Here is a 22,833-nt window from a genome sequence, read left to right as displayed (position 1 = left end):
TTGCAATACGTAACATTGTGTGACTAATAAGTGATGACTTTGACCAGCGGTATTCAATTGCAACACAGCAGTCAGCAGGGCAAAAGCCGCTCGCGGTGGCAATTCGGCGGCGGCACTGTGGCCTCCATGACGACCTTCTGGGGTCTGATGCGGGCGTATTGGTTGTCAGACAGATGGATGGAAGCCTGGCTCCTGACTATAGCGATCGCGGCTTTGACTGCAGCTGCTAGCAAGGCCAGCGTCTGGATGGCAGAGGCGTCGGGCGAGCTCCTCAATTCTATCGTCAATATTCATGATCCTTTCAATCAGAGTCCTCTCGGTACAATTCTGACCAATGGCGGAGTTCTCGTCGTCATAGTGGTCGTGAAGGAGTTTGGATTTGTCGGTTTCCGCCATCTGCTTTCGACAACGCTGCACCGCAAATGGCGCGGATGGCTGAATTCCCGTTTCAACGATGCCCTCCTCGACAGAAATCATACGCATTATCACCTCCAGCAGGGTGATCGCCCGGAAATGCCCGACAATATTGACCAGCGTCTGCAAGAATCGATCAAAGGGATGACAGGCGGCGCGATAGGTCTCTCAATGGGGATCTTGGGTGTCGCGATGTCGATCGTCTTCGTCGGACAAAAGCTTGTCGAAATGTCGTCACAGGTCAGCGGGCTCGAATTCCTCGGCGCATACGGCAGCGCCACACTCGCCTTCGTGGCGATCGCCCTTTACGTTCCTTTGAGCACATGGGTTGCGATGAGGATCGGCCGTATTCTCGAAAAACTAACGTTGGAGATGCAGCAGACTGAGGGCAGTTTCCGCAGTGAGCTGACAATATTCCTTCGCCGCAGCTTCCAGGTTGCCGCCTCAAATGGCGAATATGTGCAGCGGACCGTCAACACCCGCCTCTATGCGGGGGTGGACAGAACGTGGTCCAGGCTGAACTGCTTTGATGCCGCATATATGTCGTTCACGGCCGTCTATAATTTCTTTGCGGCCCGCGTAGTCGCCTATCTGCCTGGCCTTCTTCCCTATATGAGCAGTACGATCAGCCTCAAGAATTACATCACGGGTGCCGAGCTCGTTGGCTCGATGATCAATGAATGCTCGTGGTTCATCCAGGTGATGCCGGCAATTGCCAATCTGAAGGCCAATGCCAGGCGTGTCACAGGGCTTGCGGTAGCCGTTGAAGCAGTCCGGCAACCGACAGATTTCTATCGGTCAAGCGGTGTGAGCGAATTCTCCTATAGCACACAGCACGAACTCTTCGGCATGACGGTCCGCAATCTTGAACTCATGCATCGGTCGGATGATGCGCAGGCGTTCCTGTCGGCGTCCCATCTGCATTTCCACAAGGGTGAATGGGTCTATCTCAGGGGTGAGTCAGGCTGTGGGAAAACATGCCTGCTGAAGGCGCTGAACGGGCTTTGGGCATACGGCCGGGGTGACATTATTTATCCTGAAAGTGCAACGGCAATGTATGCCGCCCAGGAAGTGAAGCTGCCGGGAGTCTCCCTCAAGCAGCTCATTTGTCTTCCTGACGATGAATCAGCGTTTGGCGATGCGACCGCAGCTGCCGCGCTTCATCGAGCTGGGGTGGGTGACTTCATCGAGAATCTCGATCAGGAGGACCGCGATGGCGTTCCATGGGATCAGCTTCTGTCGGGCGGCCAGAAACAGAAACTCGTTCTAGCGAGAATCCTCCTACATAAGCCGGACATATTGTTCCTCGACGAGGCCACAGCCGCTCTCGATCCAGGGTCCAAAATTGCATTCCATCAGGCAATCAAGGATCATTGCAAGGGGATCACGGTCATCAGTGTGATGCACGAGCAGGAAACACCGAAATCGGCATGCGGATCCGAATTTTATTCACAGATACTGGAAATCAGGAACGGGCTTGCCGAACTCCACGACATTCAGCCGACGCTGGCACGCGTTGAGGTGCCGAACTTCGTGCAGCGAAAATATTCGATGGTAGCCGCTGAATAGCGCCCCGGATAGGTAGAGGGGCCGGCCGGCATAGATGGCGCTCACGGCCCTACAATCTCAAGAGCCAGGCCTCTACCTTCCCCTTGCCCTTGACTTCGATCGCGCCGCGCGGCTCGAAGGCGAACTGGCCTTTGAGCTTGTCGTAGACCGGGCGCGTCACCTGAATGGAGTCGGGGATTCCTCCCGATTCCATCCGGCTCGCGAGGTTCACCGTGTCGCCCCATAGGTCGTAGATGTATTTACTCGTCCCGATGACGCCGGCTACGACAGGGCCGGTGTTGATGCCGACCCTGAGCTTCATCGAAGCGTTGTGTTCCATGCCGTGCTCGCGTGTTATGTGGACCATGCGGATGGCCATGCGCACCATACGCTCGGCGTGGTTTGCGACCGGCTCGGGCAGGCCGCAGACCGCCATGTAGGCGTCGCCCACCGTCTTGATCTTCTCGATGCCGAGATCGTGGGCGGCGGCGTCGAAGCGCGTAAAGAGCTCGTTAAGCAACGTCACCACCTCGTGCGGCGGCATTTCCGATGTCAACTCGGTGAAGCCGACCAGGTCAGCGAAGGCCACAGTGACCTCCGCGAATCCGTCGGCGATCCCCTCCTCGCCACCGCGCAGCCGATTGGCGATCGGTGCCGGCAGGACGTTCAGCAGCAGTTGCTCGTTCTCGCGATTCTTGTTCTCGATCACGACATTCTTTTCGCGCAGATCCTCAACCATGCCATTGAAGGCTGAGCAGAGCTGGCCAATCTCGTCGCGCGTTCGGACTGGCACGCTGGCCCCGTAGTCGCCGGCAGCGAAGCGTTTCACCCCGGCAGTGAGCTCGCGCAGCGGTCCAAGCAGCGCTCGCGAAAGCCAGGCAGCGGTGGCTGCCACCACTAGCAGCGCCAGTCCCCCGACGACCAGCAGATCCTGTCGCAGTTGGTCGATTGGCGCGAGGGCCTCAGCGCTGTCGATCTTGGCGACCAGCCCCCACTTGACGCCAGGAATGGCGAGTGGTCCCCACGAAGCTAGCGTCGGGACGCCGCGGTAGCCGACAACCTCGCCCGTGCCCTCGACGCCGGCGAGCGCAGCCTGGGTGGCCGTGGTGTCGATGCGCTGATGCAGCACCGGCGTCCCGTAACGCCGAATCGCGGCGATCTCCTCCTCCGCGGCGCCGACGGACTTCAGTTCGGCGAAGTAGTTCTCACGATTTTCATAGAACGCACGCGGGCCAGAGCGGACCAGGTAATCGGGTCCGACGAGATAGGCCTCACCCGTGTCGCCAAACCCTTCCTGTCGCCAGCGGCGACCGCCGGTGACGACGTCGTCGATCTCCTCATTCGACAATTGCGCGACGAGCACGCCGATGACGACGCCCCGGTCGATCACCGGCGCTGCCATGAAGGCAATCGGGGCACCGCGCGACGGGCCGTAAGGCGCGAAATCCTCCAGGCACACGGCCGACGGGTCGGGGGTCAGGGCGCAGCGAGCGACGGCGGCGGCGGCGTTGGAGCTGCGATAGGGACCGACTTGGAGGGACGTGGTGAAATCCACCTCCTTCTCCACCGTATAGATCAGGCGACCTGATTTGGGGTCGGCCACCATCATGTCGAAGAAACCGACCGTTGCGGCTGCGGCGCGCATCAGAGGATGATACAAGGCGTGCAGCCGACTGTAGTCGCTTCCGTCGCCAGGATCGTCGATAAGCTTACGTCGGTCCTTCGGATGCGGATTGGCGACGATGTAGTGATATTGCAGATAATAGGGAGCGGCGCCGACTGGCAGGTACTCGGCCAGAGCCGGCTCCTTGCCTAGAACACGCGTAATTCCGGGGATGAAGTTCTCGGTGTACCAGTCGCCGACCTTCTGGCGCAATTCGGGTGACGTGCCGGCCTGGTCGAGCTGGTCGACTACGATCCGGAACTCGCGCGTGGCATCGACCACCATCTTGGAGGTGGCAAGAAGGCGTAACTCGCCATCGATCGTGCGGAAATAGTCTTCGACCTGGCGCGTTTTGGTCTGACGGGCGGCCGTGAGCTGGTCGAAGACTGCTTTTTCGAGGGCGTCGCGGGCGCGGAAGTAACCGAGCACCCCGGTGACCAGGACTGCGATCGCGCCCAGCAGTACGAGGGTCGTAAATAGCTTTGCGGCCAAGCCCCAACGCACGGGGCGGGATGAGCCGGTTACGTTTGTAGGAGACATGAATCAACTCTACCTGATAACGCGAACTGCCGTGCTTCGATATGCAAGGTTGCCCCCTAGCCTTTTCCTCCAAGATTCAGCTGCGAACGGTCAACGGATGCTACTGGATTCGCGGCCTGTTGGGCAGCGCATTCAAACCGGTGTAGAGGCCGCCAGCCGCGACAACATTAAAACCGACCACGGTCAATTGGTAGACTGCGCCGGTCGGCTTCTCAAGCGGCATTGCTTGTGGAAAATTCGCCCTGCCACCGAATCCACCGAATCTCTTCCCCATGCCCCGTTTCGCAGTCCTAGCACTTAAGGCGGAGCAGACGGCAAAGGGTGCCCCACCACCCTAGCCATTTCACTCCGCCTCTTTTTGAGATCCGAGACGCTCGCTTACTGTTTATTGTGTTTAGCTCTTCAAACGGGAATTACACAAGCTGCAGTAGCTTCTGTTATGAATGGAGCCAACGCAAACGTGGCCAATGAATGGATGGCAAAAGCCGGTTGCATGGTGGGATCCTGGAGCGTACCCTCGCTTCCTCTCGACGCCCGGCTGAGCGAGCATTCTCGCTTTGTCCCGCGCCTCTGATGACCATCGGTTCGTGAACCGGTCAGGAGGCCGCCATGCATGTTGATCGATCCAATACACGTTTCTGTCGCTGCAATTCTGCGCCACGGCAGTTTTTATGCGACGCCGTGGACCGGCGAGAACTCATCTGCGGCGGGGGCGCTGCCCTTGTCGCCGGGTTGTTGGCCGGGCTGCTTGGCGGGGCCAGTCCGGCGAGCGCCGAGAAGCTCACTGGCGAGGTTCCTGAGTTGGACCGAGTGACCGTCCGCGTGCTAATTGACAGCTATCAGTTCGCCGTGGCCCCCGGCAGGAAGATCGATGGTCTGGACATACAGCATTTCGGGTGGGGAATCGGTGATCATCCGCCCGCCAGGACATTGATCAGTGAATTTGGTCTTTCGATGCATGTCGAAACCCAGCGTGGTTCCGAGACCCGAAACACCTTGATTGATTTCGGTTTTACGCCCGAAGCGCTGAACAACAACATCGAACTTGTTGGCCTCAACCCCGGCGTACTGGATGCGTTGGTACTTAGTCATGGCCATTATGACCATTTCGGCGGGCTCGTTGGTTTCCTTCAGCGCACCAGCGGCCGGTTGAAGCCCAAGCTTCCGCTGTATGTGGGTGGTGAGGACTGTTTCTGTGCCCGTGAATGGACCGGTCCACCCGTTCAGGGCGATTTCGGGGTCCTCGACCGCAGGGCGCTGGAAAAGGCAGACCTCGTAGTGACCGACTCAGTCGGCCCTTCGCTCGTGGGGGAACATGGTTTCACGTCAGGTCGAATCAGCCAAAGTAGCTTCGAAAAGCTGCTTTCGCCCAGCGCCATGACGATTGGGATTGAAAATGGCCTTGGCTGCTTCCCGGAACGACTTGCCGAAGAAGATCGGAAGCCGGGGCTGGTGCCAGATCAGTTCCGTCATGAGCTTGCCACAGCGTTCAACCTCAAAGGACGTGGGCTAATAGTGCTCACTTCATGCAGCCACCGCGGCCTGATCAATACGATCAAGCAGGCCCAGGCGGTTTCCGGCGTCGACAAGGTCCATGCGGTGATCGGCGGCTTCCATCTGGCCCCATATCAGCCGGACTACCTGCGCCAGACCATCGCCGCTCTGAGGGAAATCGATCCGACCTATGTTGTTCCACTTCACTGCTCCGGCGAACCGTTCACCGATCTCGCGAAGGCCGAGCTTCCGATGAAGCTGCTGCGGGCGTACACCGGGACGCGTTTGGTCTTCGATAGTCGAAGTTCCTGAGGTACGCAGCGAACGGTTTCCGGAACCAGGCCATGCCTTCGAAACGCCAATGCAGCGGTCCGATCGCCGTTCCCGGCGCGTCATCGATTGCCAGAGGGGCATTCCGATCGCAGTTCGTCGAGAAGTGCTCGCCCCTCGAGAATATCCGGCGTATCGAAGCCCTCGCTGATCGAGGCGTAAGGAGATGCGAGGGTGTTGTACGCTTCCGCGGATTTACCCTCTGCACGCAGATGCCGTGCGAGCCGGATGGCTGCGCGGAGCATGAGGGACACAGCCCCTTGCGCCGCTGCGATCTCTACGGCACGCCGAAAGCAGTCCGCCGCCGGTCGGCATGTGGCGAGCGATAGCTCGCCCTCGAGGAGACGGAGCCGCGCGTTGGCCCACGATTCCCCGTGGCGCTCGGCGACGGCGTCGGCCTCAGCGAGGGTGGCGCCCGCCTCCTCCATCTGCTGCGTTTTGACGTAGAGCTCGGCGAGGAGCGCAAGGTAATGCGGCACTCTGAGTCCGGCGCCGGTCGCGCGCAGATCTCGCAGACCATCGCGCAGGCGCACGATACCCCGATCGAGATCGCCCTCTTCGGCGCACGCCCAGCCGTCCATGATCGTGGCCCAGGCAAGATAATAGCTGAACCCATACTCGGCACAGACTGCGTAAGCGGCGTCGGCATGCTCGCGTACCATCGCCGGTTCGCGGCGAAACTGGTGCAGCATCGAGGCGTAGGCGAGCGCGACGACGAGGCTGAACGGGTGGTCGAGTCGTCGGGCGACCTCGATCGCTTCGCTGATGGCCACGACTGCACGATCCGCGAACCCGAGATGCCAGTTGACATGAGAAGCATAGGCGCGGCCGTGGACGTGGATGTTGACGCCAGCCGCGAACGCATCGGCGGGATCGCCGGCACGCTCGATCTTGCTGCGGGCCGCCTCCAAGTGGGTCAGCGCCTGGCCATGTTGGCCCAGATGGAAGAGGTTGAATCCCAGCGCATGATGGGCGTCAGCCTGGCGCACGAGGTCGTCGCCCCGTTCGACCAGCTCGAGCAGTTCAGCGCTGAGCTCGCCCGCGTGGGTCAAATGACCGCGCACGTGATAGACGTGGCACAAGCCGCGCAGCGCTCGCGCGCGATAGCTCTCGTGCCCTTGCCGGCGGGCGAGCTCCTCGGCTCTGGCGTAAGCCGTCTCGACCTGGGGGGCACCGAAGCCCTCGGTTGCGATCAGCGGCGGCCCCAGTGCCACCTGGACCTCGAGCTCCTGATGCTCGCGCACCTCGCTCGGCGGCGCGTCCTCGAGCATGGCGAGCGCTCTCGTCAGGTGACCGATCGCTTCCTTGTTGGCCGAGCGCTGCCGCGCTAACCGGCCGGCGAGCAGCCACCAATCTATGGCCCGGTCGTGAATCCCGGCCTCCGAGAGATGACGGGCCAGAAGTTCGGGCTGGCGCTCAACGACAGCGGGGAATTGCGCCTCAAGCGTAGCGGCGATACGCGCATGAAGCTCCACTCGCCGGCTTTTTAGGAGGGTCGCGTAGGCGACATCCTGGATTAGGGCGTGCTTGAAGGTGTAAGTCGCGTTGGGCGGCTGGCCGCGCCGGAAAACCAAATCGGAGCCGACGAGCCTGACGAGCGCTTCGCCGAACGTCGGCTCCTGCAGCGGCGACACCGCGGCCAGGAGATCGTGATCAAACTCGCGGCCGATGCAGGCGCCGATCTGCGCCAGCTCCTTGGCCAATGCTAACCGATCCAGCCGGGCCATAAGCGAGTCTTGCAACGTCGAGGGAATGATCAGCTCCGCCGGCACGCCGATAAGCTCGAGGTGGTCACCCAAGTCTCGCAACAGACCTGATTCGAGAACCGTCCTGGTCAACTCCTCGACAAACAGCGGGATACCGTCCGTCTTGCTGGTGATCTGGGCCAGAACGTCCTTTGGCAACGCCTTTCCGCCGACGACGCGGCCGACGATCATCGCCACATCGCCACGGACGAGCCGGGAGAGCGAAAAGAAGGTGACATGCGCGTGGCCGGTCCAGGGAGGGCTGAACTCGGGCCGGAACGTGATCACCGTCAGCGCCCTCAGGCCCTGCACCCTTTCGATCAGAAGATCAAGGAGCTCCATCGTCGAAGGGTCAATCCAGTGCACGTCCTCATAGATGGCCAAGACCGGCTGCTGGCTGCAAAGGGCTTCAAACTGCTGGAGCAGGACCTCGAAGGTCCGCTGCTTCTGGCGCTCGGGCGTCAGATCCGGGGCCGCGCGGTTCTCGACCGGCAGCGATAACAATGCGGCCATGAGCGCCCTCGCGTCTTCGTCGAGGCTGTCGGCATAAGGGTTGAGGAATGTTTCCAGCTTGCTGAGTTTCTGCTCCGGCCCGTCCTCGCGAGCGAATCCGGCGGCCCTCTCAAGCTGCCCGATCACCGGAAAGAGCGCGCTGTCCATGTGGTAGGGCGAGCAGAAATGGTTAAGCACAGCGACCGGTTCCTGAGCGAGCGCCTCACGTAGCGCCAGGACAATCCGCGACTTGCCGATTCCGGGCTCGCCGGAAAGCAGGACCACCTGGCCCTCCCCGGCCTTGGCCCGTCGCCAGCGCTCGAGAAGCAGAGCCAGCTCCTCGCCACGTCCGACGATCGGCGCCAGCTCCCTGACATGGAGCGCCTCGAAGCGGCTCGCAGCGCGGCCCGGGCCGAGCACACGGAACGCCCGGGCCGGCATCGTTAGTCCCTTGAGTGGCTGGAGCCCGAGATCCTCGACCTCGAACAACGCGCCCAGAAGCTTTCGTGTACCCTCGCCGATCACCACCTCGTTGGGCCCCGCGAGCGTCTCCAGGCGGGCGGCAAGATTCGGCGTTTCGCCGACGACCGCCTCCTCCTGGGCCGCCCCCTCGCCAATACGGTCGCCCACGACGACCACGCCCGTGGCGATGCCGACTCGGGCCGCGAGCGGTTCGCCGGTCGGGCTCGCCAGGCGCCCGACCGCCTCGACGGCCGTAAGGCTGGCCCGCACGGCGCGCTCGGCCTCGTCCTCGTGCGCCCTCGGCCACCCGAAATAAGCGAGCACCCCGTCGCCCATCAACTTGGCGACATGGCCTTCGAAGCGAGCAAACCCGCCTATCACCGCGTTCTGGTAGGCGCGGAGGAGCTTGCTCATGTCCTCTGGATCGAGCCGTGCCGAGAGTGCCGTTGACCCGACCAGGTCGATGAACACGACCGTAAGCTGCCGCCGCTCGGCCACGGCCCGTGCCGGTTCCTCAGACGGCAGGGCCGACGGCTGCGGCTCAGCTGCTATGTCACGTGCCAAGCCTTCGCTACGCAAAGCCGCGATTGCCGCCAGCAGCTTGCGGCGATGACCGATCGAGGTGACGCCGAGGCCGACCAGGTCTTCCGCCGTCAGCTCGGGCAGGATGTCGGCGCCTATATCGTTGTCGCGAAACGCCTGCTCGTAGTGCGAGAGCTGCAAATTGCGCAGCCAAGTCCCGATGTCCACATCCATCCTCCACCAAACTGCCGGGGAGCAGGGTCCCAACAGACAAGAGCGCTTCGCCTGGTCTGAACGGCAAGCCGCCAGGGTCACGGATCTGAAAGCGACACTCCGGCGGGCAGGTTAGGCCCGTCATCAATTGCAACCTTACGCTGGTGGGACGTTCTGGTTCATGCGGAACAGGTTGGTCGGATCATAGCGGCGCTTGACTTCCGCCAATCGGCGATAGTTTGCACCATAGGCCGTCGCCACCCGGTCGGTCTCATCGGCGGGCATGAAATTGACGTAGGCCGTGCCTGCGGCGTGCGGCGCGGCAGCGCCGAAGAGTTTCTTGGCCCAGTCTATGCAGGCCCGGTCCATCTTCGGCTCGCGCCACCGGGCATGCACATTCATGACGAAATGCGCGTTGCGCTGCGGAAAAGCGGTCGCTTCGAGCGCGACGCGCCCTGCGACGCCGCCGACATGGCCGATGAAGATCTCGCATTCGGATCCGGGGAGTTCCCGGATGGCCTGGGTCAGGACGCTGATGGCGCCGTCGGACAGCTCGGTGAAGTCGTGGGTCTTCCAGTAATTGCGCGCGCCGGGCGTGAGCAGTGGATCAAACATCGCCTGCCAGCTCGTGAATGGGCGAGGCTCGACGACATCGACGATCGGACTGCCGAGCGAGCGCAATTCGGCCGTGGCATGTTTGCCCGCATTGATGTCACCGCTGTAGCACATCGCCAGGACGAGAATTTCACGGCCGTGCCATGCGCTCGGCAGGAAAGGTAGCGGTGGCCCCCGGCGCATTACTACCCAGCATGTCAGTTCATCCGGCGCCGTTTCAACGATACGGCGATATTCATTGAGGAGCTTGGCGGCATCATCGAAGGGATGAATGACCAGTCCGGCCAGCACCTGTGGCCCGAGTGCGTGAAGCTGAAACTCAAACGCCGTGACTACGCCGAAATTGCCCCCGCCGCCGCGCAGTGCCCAAAACAGGTCCTGGTTATCCGTGGTACTTGCCCGCACCAGCTTGCCATCAGCCGTCACCACATCGGCTGCGAGAAGATTGTCGATGGTCAGGCCGAATTTGCGTGTGATCCAGCCGAAGCCGCCACCAAGCGTCATTCCGGCCACGCCGGTGGTCGAATTGATGCCGGTCGGAACAGCCAGCTCGAAAGCTTGCGTCTCTTTGTCCAGCTCGGCCAACGTCACGCCGGGTTCGACCCAGGCACGCTGCGATGCCGGATCGACCCGCACCGACTTCATCTGCGAGAGATCGATCAGCAGGCCGTCGTCGCAGACCGCATTTCCGGCGATATTATGTCCGCCGCCGCGCACCGCGACCAGCAATCCATGGGTACGAGCAAATCGAACGGCGCTGATCACGTCCGCCGCTCCGGCACAGCGCACGATGAGGCCTGGACGCCGATCGACCATCGCGTTCCAGATGGTTCTCGCTTCGTCATAGGCAGACGTCCCCTGGTCGAGCACCTTGCCGCGCAACCCGCTCGCCAACGCGTCTACCTCGGCGGCATCGACTGTCGTCATACCGGACTCCAGGGTCTTGAGTTTGAGGCTGTCCATGGTCGCTTCCATTGCCGATTGTTCTGCGGCGGACGGTCATGGGAGTGCCGTCCGATCCCCTCGTTCAGCGCCTAGTTCACCCGGCCAAAGGAGCCGGCGTGGGCGCGACTGCCCTCGCCCGGGGACTTAACCCACGGCAGCTGCGAGCCGTCCTTGATCCAATAACTCGTGGCGGCATCGGCGCGCGGCCATGATTGGGGGGTGAGGACGCTCGTGCCAACCATGGCGTCGCGTCGAGCCAAGGGCATCAACCCCGGTGTTGCCAAGCCAACCGTCCCTCTCAGTGATTAGCTTGGCTGTCGCTCTGCCGAAAGCAATTCTGCTCTATCGGTATCGCTGCGCAACCTCTCAGCCGTTGATTTATGACGCCACGGCGCAATGAATGGTACGCCGCCGTAACAGCACTGTCACGCAAATTCGTGTGACGTGGTCGGGATCGGGGCCAAGTCGTCAGGTCCAGTCGACCGCAACCAGCGGGGCCACTATGCCCCCCAAAACTGATGCTCTACCTCATTTTGGTGACATACGCGAAAACCATTTTCTACGCCAAAAAATTTGCGACAGAGCCCTCAGAGCCCTATGATATTTTGATAGGTAGCGATGGCGATGTCACGGTAATCCGAATTGTGGGCAACGATACCCGCAGCTCCGATTTCAGGCGGTCGCTCCAGTTGCGGCTTTCCACTCTGCCATGGCTTTGAGCCTGTGTAGATAGATTGTTCTCGGCCCGGTTGTTCAGCCCTTGGTGAGAGCGGTGTTCGACATTGGGCATGATCTGCCGCTTCGCTGCACCATAGGATCGGATCGCAGCTTATCAGTGACGATGCGCTTGGGCGGCAAGCCTTGCTGTTTCAACAGGCGCATCAGCAATCGCCTGGCAGCTTTGGTATTGCGGCGGGTCTGAATGATCTCGTCAAGGACATAGCCGTCATTTGATCAACGGCGCGCCACAGATAGTGTTTCTTGTGGGCGGAAATCTTGGCCTCGCGCAACCCAGCCTATCGAAGATCATTTCTTGAAACGCTCTGCTTCTTCGGACCCGGCCGTTGCATTGCCGGCACTGTAGGAATGTGCACCAGCACCTGCGAGTTTCCCGCCGTCAACGATCATATACTCCTCACGAATGGGCCGCCCTTCGAACCAGCATTCAAGGATTTCTCGTGTTCCAGCCGCGTAACGCGCTTGGGCGGACAAGGATGTTCCGGAGATGTGCGGGGTCATTCCGTGATGCGGCATGGTCCGCCACGGATGATCTTTCGGTGCCGGTTGCGGAAACCAGACATCCCCTGCATACCCAGCCAACTGGCCGCTTTCCAATGCTCTGGCGACAGCATCGCGATCGCAAATCTTGCCGCGGGCGGTGTTCACCAGATAAGCGCCGCGTTTCATCTTCGAGAGCATTTTCTCGTTGAACAGGTTTTCTGTTTCCGGATGAAGCGGACAGTTGATGGTCACGACATCGCAAACCTTGACCATGTCCTCGACCGTATCGTGCCATGTCACGTTAAGTTCTTTTTCGACACCATCCGCAAGCCGGTGCCGGTCATGATAGTGAAGATGCATGTCAAAGGGCTTGAGACGACGCAGCACGGCCAGACCAATCCGGCCTGCGGCGACTGTTCCAACGTGCATCCCCTCGACGTCATAGGAGCGGGCGACACAATCAGCGATGTTCCAACCGCCTTTGACTACCCATTGATAGGAAGGAATGTAGTTTCTCACCAATCCCAGGATCATCATGACAACGTGTTCGGAGACACTGATGGAGTTGCAATAGGTGACTTCCGCGACGGTAATGCCGCGGTTGATCGCGGCCTGAAGATCGACGTGATCCGATCCTATTCCCGCCGTCAGCGCCAGTTTGAGCTTCGGTGCCTTGGCGATGCGCTCCGCAGTCAAATATGCTGGCCAGAATGGCTGTGAGATTACGATTTCAGCGTCGGGCAGTTCCTTCTCGAACACTGAGTCCGGACCATCTTTGTCGGAGGTTACGACAACTGTGTGGCCGAGCGATTCAAGATATTTTCGCAGACCCAATTCACCAGAAACGCTGCCGAGCAGCGTTCCGGGTTGAAAATCTATTGCCTTGGGAGAGGGGAGCGTTTGGCCGCCGGGATAGTGGTCGATGTTCGGAAGACCGTCGCGTGCATATGATTTCGGGTAGCCATCGACCGGATCATCATAGAGAACACAAATTATTTTGGCCATGATCGTTTCCTTTCCTGTACCGGAAACACACCTGACCTGAGCAAAGCCAGTTACATGGGATCGTCATGAGGTGAGCGAGGGGTTCTCAATCGAGCCCGAGAAACCCCGGCTCCTTGTGTTTCCTCGTTCGGAGGTTGCCGCGTTCCGCAGGCTTGTCTCACCGAACATTGGAATTCTCTCACGATAGGTGGATGCGTTCAAATCACTTCGAACAAACGGGTTCACAAGTTCGAATCTCTTCGGTGTCAAGGTCGATCTTTATAACAATGGGCATTGCAGATGGGATGACGCCTCCTCTTATGGTGGCGGTTGCGATCACCCCACCATGGCACGTCGATGGCACCGAGGGCGGCCAACCCATCTGCAATATCGCCAGTTACGATGTTGCAAGCGTTTTGCAAGGCTTGCTTCGCCCTTTGAGACAAACAAAGCCGAGACCTGGTGTTCAATTCTTCATGCCAACAAAGCCACAGATTTCAGCTGTTTTTTGGCGTTTGTTCGAACCCGAACCCTGTCGATAACTGTTCCTTTGAAAATGCCGATAACAGCACTTTTGGATTTGTGCCTGGATGTCCGGAATGCACTCAGCAAGTTTAGCCTTTGTTCAGGACGCGCCGCTCCCACCGATATCCAATGCCTCAGGCGCAAACGTTAGCTCAGCGTCTGCCATAACGTAGCGCACATACTTGTAGTCACGGATGAACGTGATCTCATCACCGCGCCACTCCAGCCACATGAAGTAGTTCGGCTTCGCATCCAGGCGATTTTCAAAGACCGCGATAACCTCTCGACCCTCGAGCCAGGCAGGTGCAAGCCACACCCCGTCGATCTTTGCGTAGATGCTGAAGAACATTCCAACGTCAGCGGAACCGACACGGACGGGATGGGTCGATTGATTTAGTTTCACGTCATCCGCAAGCAGACCGCGCAGGCCGTCCCAGTCTCTGCGGTTGAACAGGGCGACATAGCGCGCCACCACAGCGGACGGCGGTTTGATCTCGGAAAACTGCGACGCCTTCCCGTTGATGTCGCGAAGCCGAGCGCGTCCCCGCGCCAGATGGGCTTTCACCGAGTCCACTGTAAGATCGAGGAGTAGAGCGATGTCGGCGAGTGGCTCGTCGAGAATATCCTTCAGGATAAGCACGCTGCGCTGAGGAATCGGAAGCTCTGCAAAGCGTGACACCGCTGTTCTCACCGCTTCTTGACGCATCAACGCCTCCAACGGATCAGGATTTCTTTCATCGATGACATTTTGTGCGGCCTCTATCGGCTCAGAGACTCGGACGGCTTTGCTGCGCAACAAATCCAATGCTCGGTTGTGGGCAACTCGGAAGAGCCAGGCACGGAGTGGAGGAGTTTCGGACAGGCCGTCGAGGGCAATGAAGGCCTTGGCAAGTGTGTCCTGCACAACGTCTTCGCCCTCGATCACCGACCCCATAAGACGTGAACAATAGCGGTGGAGCTCAGGCCGTAACTTCCCGGCCAGGGCGAGAAGCTCAGCCCGCCGATCGGCATTCGGAAAATGCTCACCCTTGATCAAGCCGCCGCTCCCTCCATGATTGTCACACCGTCATCACCATTGAGACCGAACACCATGCCATCGGCGTATTGCGGGTCCTCCAGCACGGAAACCACACGATCGCCGAATGTTCGTGGGGGCATCGGCGCGCCGAATCGAGCCACGAATTGCTCGGGCGTGATGCCCATCGAACCCGCATAAGCGCCAGCGGCCGCATCTCCGGTTCCGGTTCCCAAGATCATCTGTCTCGGTACGATAGCTTGGAAGCGAATGCCCAAGTTGAGTTCCTGAGAGACACCGTTCGCGTACTTCGCCATGAACCACAGCATTCGTTTGGATCCGCCATAGCCGCCTGACATTTGCGAGCCGGTGACGGCGGCTCCGCTCGAACCAACCAAAACCCTGCTTCCGGGCTTCAGGGGAAGGTTCAGAGCTGCCTGAAGCCAAAACAGACCGGCTTTGACATCCGTTTCCCAAGCCACGGAGAAGTCCTCCCAGCTCAGTTGATCCAATCGACCCATCCGCGGCGTAACACCTGCGTTGAGCGCTAGGATATCGGGCTTGATATCGGCAAGGATGTGATTAGCAGCAGCGCGGTCGGTTACATCTGCCGAGATTGTAGCCACGCCAAGCCGAGCCTTAACGGCATCAAGCGCCTCCGCGCCGCGAGCGACCACGGTGACTTTCGCGCCTTCAGCAACAAGCGCTTCGACCAAACCCAGTCCAAGGCCGCGGCTTCCTCCCGTAACAACCGCGCATTTATCTTTGAGGCTCATCTGTATTGCTCCAACGTCTATCTGAAGTTAAGACGATTGACAGCCCGAAAAAGAGTCATTCCCCGATCCACGTCAGAGCCTCCTTTCAGGACTCGTCGGGGCGAGCACGCGTCAGCGAGCAATCTTCGGGACCGTTGCACCGCTAATCGAAAGGAGTCGGCCAAATTGTCGCTTCGAAAGACGTCGCGGCGACAGCCTAGCAGCCCGGGCCGCCCGCGTCGTCTCGTTTCAAAGGGGAATCGGAAAGGAATCTAAATTACTTCTCCAAGTCAGCGAGTTACATGCCTCACGGCTGCTTAGTTCCGGGATCATCGGGCTGACCCGACACGTTGACCCGGCTCTTCGGGGTTGGCTCGAACGTCATAGCTGCGGTAACAGACCAGCGTCGGAGCCTCCCGAAGCCTGGCTATACGAGCAAGATGTTCGCAGAACGGTGCGGGAGGACATATCGTTGACGCAAGCCACTACCAGGTTCTTAATATCCACTGTCGCTGGTTTATCAACGGCATGCCAGCGCTTGAGAGATGCTATGGGCTCCCGCCATTGGTGGAGGAGGAGCCTTATATGTTGCAGCATCTTTTCGACCAACTCAACTACAGCGAAGATGATTGGCAGATCATGATGTGCGCTCACATCAGGGCGTGCGAGATGCTCGGCGTACACCCAGGCTATTATGAGCACAAAGACCGTTTGGCACGAACGATTATGAAGCTTTTTGACAAAGGTGGCCGCGATCTTGAGATCATCGCCTCGATCGTCGCGCATCGCGAATCGATCATGGTTCGCTTATTATCAACACGTCATTGAAGTGCCCACCACCGGTAGCAGTGCGAACACGGCCATTACAGCGCCCCATAGTACCGACGCTCGGATGCCGAGCGTCCAAGGGATTAGCGCACCCAGCACTCCTGTACGAGCGCCACGACGGGGCTCTTAGCTGCAAACCCGCCTTCACCAGACGCCGGGGACTAGTCTCCACTGCACCCGACGGGAATATTCGTCATACCCAGGAAGCTCGGTCCGCAACAGATGGTCTTCCCATGACGTGCGCACGACGAGTAGCACCGCAGCCAGCGCGGCGGGAACGAGCGCCCAGTACGAGCCCAGCGCAAGCGCCATACCGAAGAACAGGAAGAGCGCGGCGATATATCCGGGGTGACGCACGATACGGTAGGGACCGACATCGATCACGCGCTGATGCCGCTCGGACTGAATTCGAACACCCGGCTCGAAAAACGGGTTCACCGCCTGCGCCCATCCGGTCACCGCGATGCCCGCCAACATAGCGATGTAGCCCGATAACACCACCCAAGCCGGAATAGCCGACCAGTGGTACCGCCCGGCATCGAGCGCAGCGACCGGCACGACCGCCGTCATCGCCGGCAGGATTATGGCAAGCAGTGCCTTGTCCCAACTTTTGGTACCCGCCTGCAACCGGCTGCGCGCGCGGTAGATGACAGGATTGACCCAGGCGAGCACGAGGGCCGAAGTGCCGAAGCCCAAAATCAGAACTGTAAGGAATATCCATCCGGGCCGCCAAGCGATCGTGCCGGCCGGTAGGAAGATCAATCCAAGCAGCGAAAGCGGCAGACCGATTGCATAGGCAATGGCCTTGCGGCGCGACATCGCGCTCGGCTCCCGTGGAGGTTCGGTCTGTTGCATGTTGCTCACTCCTTCGCCGAAATTGTTTCCAGGCCACTTTAGTCCACGGGGAAACGCCGATCGTCGGGTCGATCAGGATCGTGGCTTCTTCGCGCGCCACTGCCCGAGCGCTGTCTCCATCGTGTGGCGTATAGTCAGGTAGAACTCCGCCATTTCGTCGAGGCGATCTCGCGTTGCTCCCGATGCGACGGTACCTGCGCCGTTCTTAAGGAGATCGGCGAGCGCATCGAGCAGGCGGTTCTGCTCAGTCAGCATGCCGTCGTAATTGTCGGACACCGTGTACAAGGCGCGTTTGCTACCGCGCTCGCCGTGGCGCCGGGCAAGCATATATGCTTCCAGCATTCGCGCGGCGACGCTGGCGCTGCTCTTGCTGATCTCGAGGTCGGCCGTGATACGGTCGAGGCTGACTGGCTCGGCGCAGAGCAGCAGATAGCCGTAAAGGCGCGCCGCTGTCTGGGGCACGCCCCAGGGGATCAGCAACCGTGCTACATCCTCGATGAAGCGTTGCTCGGTGGTCGTCATGCGCTTGTTTGACATATTTGGCATGTCCCGAATATAATGCATATAGAACGCATTTCCACCGATCAAAAGCAGTCGAGGGAAATCCCATGCCCGCCGCACCAGAATCCAGAGCGCGCGGACGCGCGCGTTTGCACGCGTCATCGGGCCTTGGCTCGTCATTGTGCCCGGCATCATCGCGGTGCGGGCTCCAGACATGGGAACGCTGGCGTCCAGCTTCTTCGAGAATCCGCTGATCGTGTGGTTTGCTGGCGCGCTGCTGCTGTTCGGTGGGTTGCTGATCATCGCGTTCCATCAATATTGGTCCAGCGCCGCGGCGATCGTAATTTCCCTGTTCGGTTGGTTCCTGGCGCTTCGGGGCGCGGTGCTTCTGGCCGGGCCGCAATTGATCGAGCGTGGCGCGGCTGTATCAATGAGGGTGCTGCCGCTTATACAGGCGGGCTTCGGCGCCGCCGTGTTGGTTGGCATCTGGCTCACCTATGTCGGCTGGATCGCAAAGCCCGCCTCGTCGCCGGCAAAGAACAATCCGTAGTAAGTCGCGCTTATGGGTAGAATTGAGCGTGACGATCGTCTTGACGGGATCCGAACCTCCGGCCGCCACCGGCATTCGCCGCCGAATAGAGTTACCTTCGGAAATTAACTGGATAATTTCGCAAAAGCCGCTCAACCTTTCTGTGTGCCGCTATCCAGTTTCGCCAAAGGCAAAGGACCCGCTTATCCGTTTGGGTCGATGCAGAATATGTCGCGCCATGGAGGATGTGCGTGACCTTGATGCCGAAGCGCGGCTTAGCGGATTAGGGCGTCCTCGAAACGTGCGACTGAGGAGCGGGCATGCAACGCATCGACTTGGAACGTCGCTTTCGCCACCGGCCAGGCAGCCATTTATGTGTGCGCCATCAGCGACACAATAGCCTCCCGGATCCAGCGTTGGCCGCCGTGTCCGTGACAACGCTCGTGCCACACCATTCCCACTGCGAAACCTTCGACGGGAAATGGGCAGTCTATTACCATGAGCTTGTCGGCACGGTCGCGTACGAGACGTTCTGGAACAAGGGCAACGAAGTCCGAGTAAGACACGATCTCAGGAACGAACAAGAATGAGGCTGCAGATAACACCGCATTGCGTCTGTGTCCGAGGTCAGCCAAAGCGCTGTCCACTGGCGTCACAAAGCCACCGCCGTCCAAGGAAACAATTACCTGGTCCATCCCAGCAAACTCCTCGACCGTGATTCCCTCTCGTAGTCTCGGATGCTTCCGTCGGCCAATGAGCACATAGCGCTCGTTAAACAGGTGTCGAGTGCGAAGACTCGGCGAAGCGGCCTGCGGCGTCATGAGCGCCAGATCCACATCACCCCGCACCATCTGCGCGTCCAACTGCGTCAGGTCGAGATTGCGCAGCGCGACACGAACTCCGGGTGCCCGCATCCTGAGTTCCACGACGAGCGGCTTGACCACCGCCGCCTGCAGATAATCTGTACAGGCGATAGAGACGGTTAGCTTGGCTTCAGCCGGGTCGAAGTTCCTATGGGAAATAACCGTGGCTCGAACTTGGTCAAGGGCCTGGCGCAAAGGTTCGAGCAACTCCATTGCTTTAGCGGTCGGCGTCATTCCTCGCTGTGCAGGAATTAGCAGTGGGTCGTCGAACTCATGCCTGAGGCGGTTTAGCTGGGCACTTACCGCCGGTTGGCTCAGATTCAGGCGAGCGGCCGCCTTCGTCACGTTCTGCTCCACGAGCAACGTCTCAAGAGTGACCAGCAGATTGAGATCCAGGCGCTTGGTATCCATTGAATGGATAGTAGCCGAACATTCCTATGATTTCAAATATAGCTCGAAACAGGCGAGACTTCCTAACCTGAGGTCCGACCTTTTCCGCGGTCGCCGTTCCCTAGCACCTGGTGGACAGCAACCGGGCGACTATGGTTCACGACCTCAAGATCAGGAAACTCAACACTAGGAGAAGTTGCATGATCCAAGCCGATACCTCCAAACCTCTGATCACTGTTGTCGGTGCCTCGAGCAAGCAAGGCCGCAGTGTCGCCGAGGCCCTGCTCGACAGTGGGCGCTACCGGGTGCGTGCCCTGACGCGCCGCCGCGATAGCCAGCCCGCGCAAATCTTGGCGCACAAGGGCGCCGAGGTCGTGGTGGCACCCCTCGAACTCGGCATGGAGGCCGAGCTAACCGTGGCCATGAGCGGCTCGTACGGAGCGTTCTTGATGACGCCGCCCATCGTCAAGGTGCCGCCGGAGGAACTCGAGCTTACCCTCGGCATGGAATTGGCTAACGCGGCGGTGGCCGCTGGCGTCGAACATGTGGTTTTCAGCGGGCTCGAAAATGTCGAAGCGCGTACCGGCGGCACTAAGTGGGCGCCGCACTTCACCGACAAGGCGAAGGTGGAGGACTACATTCGCAGCTTGCCCGTTCGCAGTTCGTTCGTGTACCTGGCGTTTTACTACACCAACTTCCTGGAATACTATGTGCCGCAGCGCGGGGCGGACGGCATAACGTTCGCCATATACTTGCCGCCGCATATACCCATGCCGTTCTGTGATCCGCTCACTGCCGCCGGACCGGCGGTGCGCGAGATTTTCGATCACCCGACGCAATACGCCGGCAAAACCGTACCAGTGATCGGCGAGTTTCTCTCGGCGCAGGAAATGGTGGACACTTTTGTGCGGGTCACCGGGCAGCAGGCGCACTATGCCTCCGCTTACTCGCGCGAAGACTTGTTGCGCCACTTTCCGAATTTTGCCGCCGACGAGCATCTCGTGCGCGAATTGGTGGGCATGGTGGAATACGCTGTCGAGTATGGCTATTACGCCCCCGACCGTGACCTGACGTGGAGTCGGAAAATCGATCCGCATGCGTTGACTTGGGAGCAATTTGTGAAACGCAGCAATTGGCAAGGCGACCTGCTGTCCTATGGCGCCACCTCTGAGGCGGAGCTTTTGTCGACGTGACAGAGGCGACGCTGCAGTCGCGCTGTGAGTACGTTGTTGGCGTTTTGCGGACTGGCTGGACCCGGGCGTGCTCGTTCACGAACTCGCCCACTACATCCAGTAGTTCAACAAAGTGCCGATGTGTGAGGTAGAAGCCATTACCGGTCAATACAGATGGCTGCAATCAATGGGCGAGACTACATTTCAGAGGGAACCATACTCCGACTTACCGAAAATAGTGAGTTCTCGAAACTGGATTGGCTGGCGGCAGAATGATTAGCCACGGCCCGCGTATTGAGACATCAGGTTTACCCATCTCTGAGAGACGATGGTTAGGTCCTCTTTCACGGAGAACTCACCGTTGGTCGTGACGATATTCGTGGTCTCGCCGGCTTGGGTAATCGTGATGACGGCATACGGGTTCACATGCACCGGAAAGCCATTAGGATAGGTAAGTTCGAGCATAGCGGACTCCTTTCCCTCCCCGGTGTATCCAATTACTAACCCAACCGGAAAGCAAGAGCGCTTTAACTGATGATCATGATTCGTCCAATGCCGCCGGAAAGCATCACTGCCATTGATGCCAGAGTGGGCAGAGGGCGAATTTCACCGAAGAAAGTTTATTGTTCTTGGATTACTGCGAGAACCTTGGCGTTGGGTATGTCCGTTCGCAAGAGTTGCCGAGCGTCACTCGAGATATTTTCCCGTTCATCGCGCCATCAACATATCGCTTACAGTACAGTGGAATAGGATTTTTCTGGGTGGTCCTCATATACGAGGCGAGAATTCTATTCTGCTCTTTCGTTCGACCGGCGCTCGTACTCAGGCATGCATTCATCTTGGCCTTATGGAATGCTGGATTGGTGCGATACAGTTGCCGGACAGATCGAGAAGGCTAAACAAAATCGTTCGCTTGAAACAGCTCTGCCCGCAGGGCTGTGAGGAACTTGAAGGCCTGGAGAAGGCGATCGCCGGACAATTTCTTGCACGGTGACTTGCGCAGCAGATCTCGAAGCGCAGCCGCTCAAAAAGGGGCGCCACCCATCGTTCCACACAAGACCTTATGCGATTTTCGGAGCACATACTGAGAACATCGGGCGGTTTAGCGCTCAATAGTGGCGATGTTCAATGGGGATAAACGCTCTCCACAATATCAGATTCTCATTGGTTCCTGAGGTTCCTGAAATTGTACAATGCCAATCGTCGATCCTTTCGAGCGCTCAAGGAAAGCTGGTATCGCATTGGTGCGGGTGAGGAGACCGGTGCAAGAGAGTTCCTTGTCCAGGATCCCGACGGATATCTTGTTCGCTTGTCGCAGAACATTGGCAAACGCGCGATCGGTTGAACCACAGCCGGAAAACAAACATCACAGAATGGTGCGAACGATCACGGGTTCCATCCGCCGGTGCCGTATTGACGCGTAATGATCTCGAGAAGGTGACCGTTCGGGTCCTCGAAATAAACGCCGCGGCCGCCGTCGTGGTGGTTGATCTCACCCAACTGCATCCGACCAGGGTCAGCCCAGTACGGGAGATTCCGTTCACGAATCCTACCGAAGATCTCGTCGAATTCGGATTCGCTGACCAGAAACGCATAATGTTGCGGCGTTATTTCGCCGTCGGTGTCCATGTAGTCGAGGTTGGCACCGTTTTCGGTGGTGACCATCTGGAACGGCCCCCAATGCTGGGGAGCTGAAAGGCCAAGCATTTCTGCCAAGAATTTGGCCGACGCCTCGCTGTTGCGGGCCGACAGTATTGTGTGGTTGAAATCGATAGCCATGCCATCACTCCTGCTATATGTCCTCGCACGTCGCCCAGAGTTGTCCATGGACGAAGCGATGCGGCACGGGATGGGATCGAGGATAATCTTACCCCCAGAATATAGACGGAACACTACTCAAATTGCGGGCCGACCGAACTAGATGGATGGTACAGGCGGAAAGCTCTCAACGTCGTTCGGTTGCATCGTTTTCCTCTGCAGCCAAGCTTCGGCGCAAAACAAGCAGCACTACCCGGCAGCGCCGCGCTGTTGGCTGAGGAATGTGTGAGTGACCGATCAATGTCAGGTATACAGAAATGGTCAGACTAGAGCGGATCATTGCTTGTCGGAATCGCACCGGGATTCCCAAATCAGTTGATATGTGATTCATCATGGATGCTGGGATTGGAGGCCAGCATCCATGACGCGACCCTATTCCAATGATCTTCGTGAG

Annotated in this window: 17 protein-coding genes and 1 pseudogene; 5 read left to right on the top strand and 13 right to left on the bottom strand. The window is 59.2% G+C overall.

Annotation, left to right across the window (positions count from 1 at the left end; all coding sequences use genetic code 11):
- Positions 1-33 precede the first annotated feature (33 nt).
- Positions 34-1,983: an ABC transporter ATP-binding protein/permease gene (locus tag CU102_RS26040; RefSeq protein ID WP_425351607.1), complete on the top strand. Its 1,950-nt coding sequence runs from the start codon at positions 34-36 to the stop codon at positions 1,981-1,983.
- A gap of 49 nt (positions 1,984-2,032) precedes the next feature.
- Here CU102_RS26040 and CU102_RS26035 read toward each other — a convergent pair whose 3' ends face one another.
- Together CU102_RS26035 and CU102_RS29995 are read right to left on the bottom strand one after the other, a co-directional pair.
- The gene (locus tag CU102_RS26035; RefSeq protein WP_106713996.1) at positions 2,033-4,117 is read right to left on the bottom strand and encodes an adenylate/guanylate cyclase domain-containing protein; all 2,085 of its coding nucleotides are present in this window, start codon (positions 4,115-4,117) and stop codon (positions 2,033-2,035) included.
- Between the two features lie 148 nt (positions 4,118-4,265).
- A complete protein-coding gene (locus CU102_RS29995) occupies positions 4,266-4,439 on the bottom strand; it encodes a hypothetical protein (RefSeq protein WP_166648573.1) in 174 nt (57 codons plus the stop codon).
- A gap of 536 nt (positions 4,440-4,975) precedes the next feature.
- Between CU102_RS29995 and CU102_RS26030 the strand changes: the two genes are divergently transcribed.
- Entirely contained in the window at positions 4,976-5,971 is a 996-nt protein-coding gene (locus CU102_RS26030) for an MBL fold metallo-hydrolase (RefSeq protein WP_245425571.1), read from the top strand.
- 80 nt (positions 5,972-6,051) lie between these two features.
- On the opposite strand, the gene CU102_RS26025 is transcribed toward CU102_RS26030, so the two are convergent.
- The 6 genes and pseudogenes from CU102_RS26025 to CU102_RS25995 form a co-directional block, all read right to left on the bottom strand.
- Complete coding sequence (locus tag CU102_RS26025; protein WP_245425569.1) at positions 6,052-9,438, bottom strand: AAA family ATPase; 3,387 nt, start codon at positions 9,436-9,438, stop codon at positions 6,052-6,054.
- 141 nt (positions 9,439-9,579) lie between these two features.
- Complete coding sequence (locus CU102_RS26020) at positions 9,580-11,001, bottom strand: FAD-binding oxidoreductase (protein ID WP_106713995.1); 1,422 nt, start codon at positions 10,999-11,001, stop codon at positions 9,580-9,582.
- A gap of 654 nt (positions 11,002-11,655) precedes the next feature.
- Positions 11,656-11,966: pseudogene (locus tag CU102_RS26015) on the bottom strand (DDE-type integrase/transposase/recombinase); the annotation flags it as partial.
- A 43-nt stretch (positions 11,967-12,009) separates the two neighbouring features.
- Positions 12,010-13,209 (bottom strand): NAD-dependent formate dehydrogenase, encoded by a 1,200-nt coding sequence (locus CU102_RS26010; protein ID WP_106713972.1) that lies wholly within the window; start codon positions 13,207-13,209, stop codon positions 12,010-12,012.
- Positions 13,210-13,813: 604 nt separating this feature from the next.
- Positions 13,814-14,749: a sigma-70 family RNA polymerase sigma factor gene (locus CU102_RS26000; RefSeq protein WP_106713970.1), complete on the bottom strand. Its 936-nt coding sequence runs from the start codon at positions 14,747-14,749 to the stop codon at positions 13,814-13,816.
- Positions 14,746-15,504, bottom strand: coding sequence for an SDR family oxidoreductase (locus CU102_RS25995; protein ID WP_106713969.1), 759 nt, complete (start codon positions 15,502-15,504; stop codon positions 14,746-14,748). The genes CU102_RS26000 and CU102_RS25995 overlap by 4 nt, the downstream gene beginning before the upstream one ends.
- 564 nt (positions 15,505-16,068) lie before the next feature.
- On the opposite strand from CU102_RS25995, the gene CU102_RS25990 reads away from it, so the two are divergent.
- The gene (locus tag CU102_RS25990; protein WP_106713968.1) at positions 16,069-16,311 is read left to right on the top strand and encodes a hypothetical protein; all 243 of its coding nucleotides are present in this window, start codon (positions 16,069-16,071) and stop codon (positions 16,309-16,311) included.
- Between the two features lie 144 nt (positions 16,312-16,455).
- Here CU102_RS25990 and CU102_RS25985 read toward each other — a convergent pair whose 3' ends face one another.
- Positions 16,456-17,166, bottom strand: coding sequence for a methyltransferase family protein (locus CU102_RS25985; protein WP_208113895.1), 711 nt, complete (start codon positions 17,164-17,166; stop codon positions 16,456-16,458).
- Positions 17,167-17,238: 72 nt separating this feature from the next.
- Positions 17,239-17,883: a GbsR/MarR family transcriptional regulator gene (locus CU102_RS25980; protein WP_245425568.1), complete on the bottom strand. Its 645-nt coding sequence runs from the start codon at positions 17,881-17,883 to the stop codon at positions 17,239-17,241.
- Between CU102_RS25980 and CU102_RS25975 the strand changes: the two genes are divergently transcribed.
- Positions 17,882-18,217, top strand: coding sequence for a hypothetical protein (locus tag CU102_RS25975; protein ID WP_208113894.1), 336 nt, complete (start codon positions 17,882-17,884; stop codon positions 18,215-18,217). The two genes, CU102_RS25980 and CU102_RS25975, sit on opposite strands and share 2 nt — an antisense overlap.
- A 350-nt stretch (positions 18,218-18,567) precedes the next feature.
- Here CU102_RS25975 and CU102_RS25970 read toward each other — a convergent pair whose 3' ends face one another.
- On the bottom strand, positions 18,568-19,470 hold the full coding sequence (locus tag CU102_RS25970) for a LysR family transcriptional regulator (RefSeq protein WP_106713966.1): 903 nt from the start codon (positions 19,468-19,470) through the stop codon (positions 18,568-18,570).
- 179 nt (positions 19,471-19,649) lie between these two features.
- Here CU102_RS25970 and CU102_RS25965 point away from each other — a divergent pair, with 179 nt between their 5' ends.
- The gene (locus tag CU102_RS25965; protein ID WP_106713965.1) at positions 19,650-20,642 is read left to right on the top strand and encodes an NmrA/HSCARG family protein; all 993 of its coding nucleotides are present in this window, start codon (positions 19,650-19,652) and stop codon (positions 20,640-20,642) included.
- Positions 20,643-20,897: 255 nt separating this feature from the next.
- On the opposite strand, the gene CU102_RS25960 is transcribed toward CU102_RS25965, so the two are convergent.
- Together CU102_RS25960 and CU102_RS25955 are read right to left on the bottom strand one after the other, a co-directional pair.
- Positions 20,898-21,086 carry a hypothetical protein gene (locus tag CU102_RS25960; protein WP_106666194.1) on the bottom strand — a complete coding sequence of 63 codons (189 nt, stop codon included), beginning with the start codon at positions 21,084-21,086 and terminating at the stop codon, positions 20,898-20,900.
- A 921-nt stretch (positions 21,087-22,007) separates the two neighbouring features.
- Positions 22,008-22,400: a VOC family protein gene (locus tag CU102_RS25955; protein WP_106713964.1), complete on the bottom strand. Its 393-nt coding sequence runs from the start codon at positions 22,398-22,400 to the stop codon at positions 22,008-22,010.
- Between the last annotated feature and the right edge of the window lie 433 nt (positions 22,401-22,833).

The sequence above is a fragment of the Phyllobacterium brassicacearum genome (genome assembly GCF_003010955.1).
GTDB lineage: Bacteria > Pseudomonadota > Alphaproteobacteria > Rhizobiales > Rhizobiaceae > Phyllobacterium > Phyllobacterium brassicacearum.
Note: the sequence above shows the minus strand (reverse complement) of the source record. Positions and strands in the feature narration are given on the sequence as shown.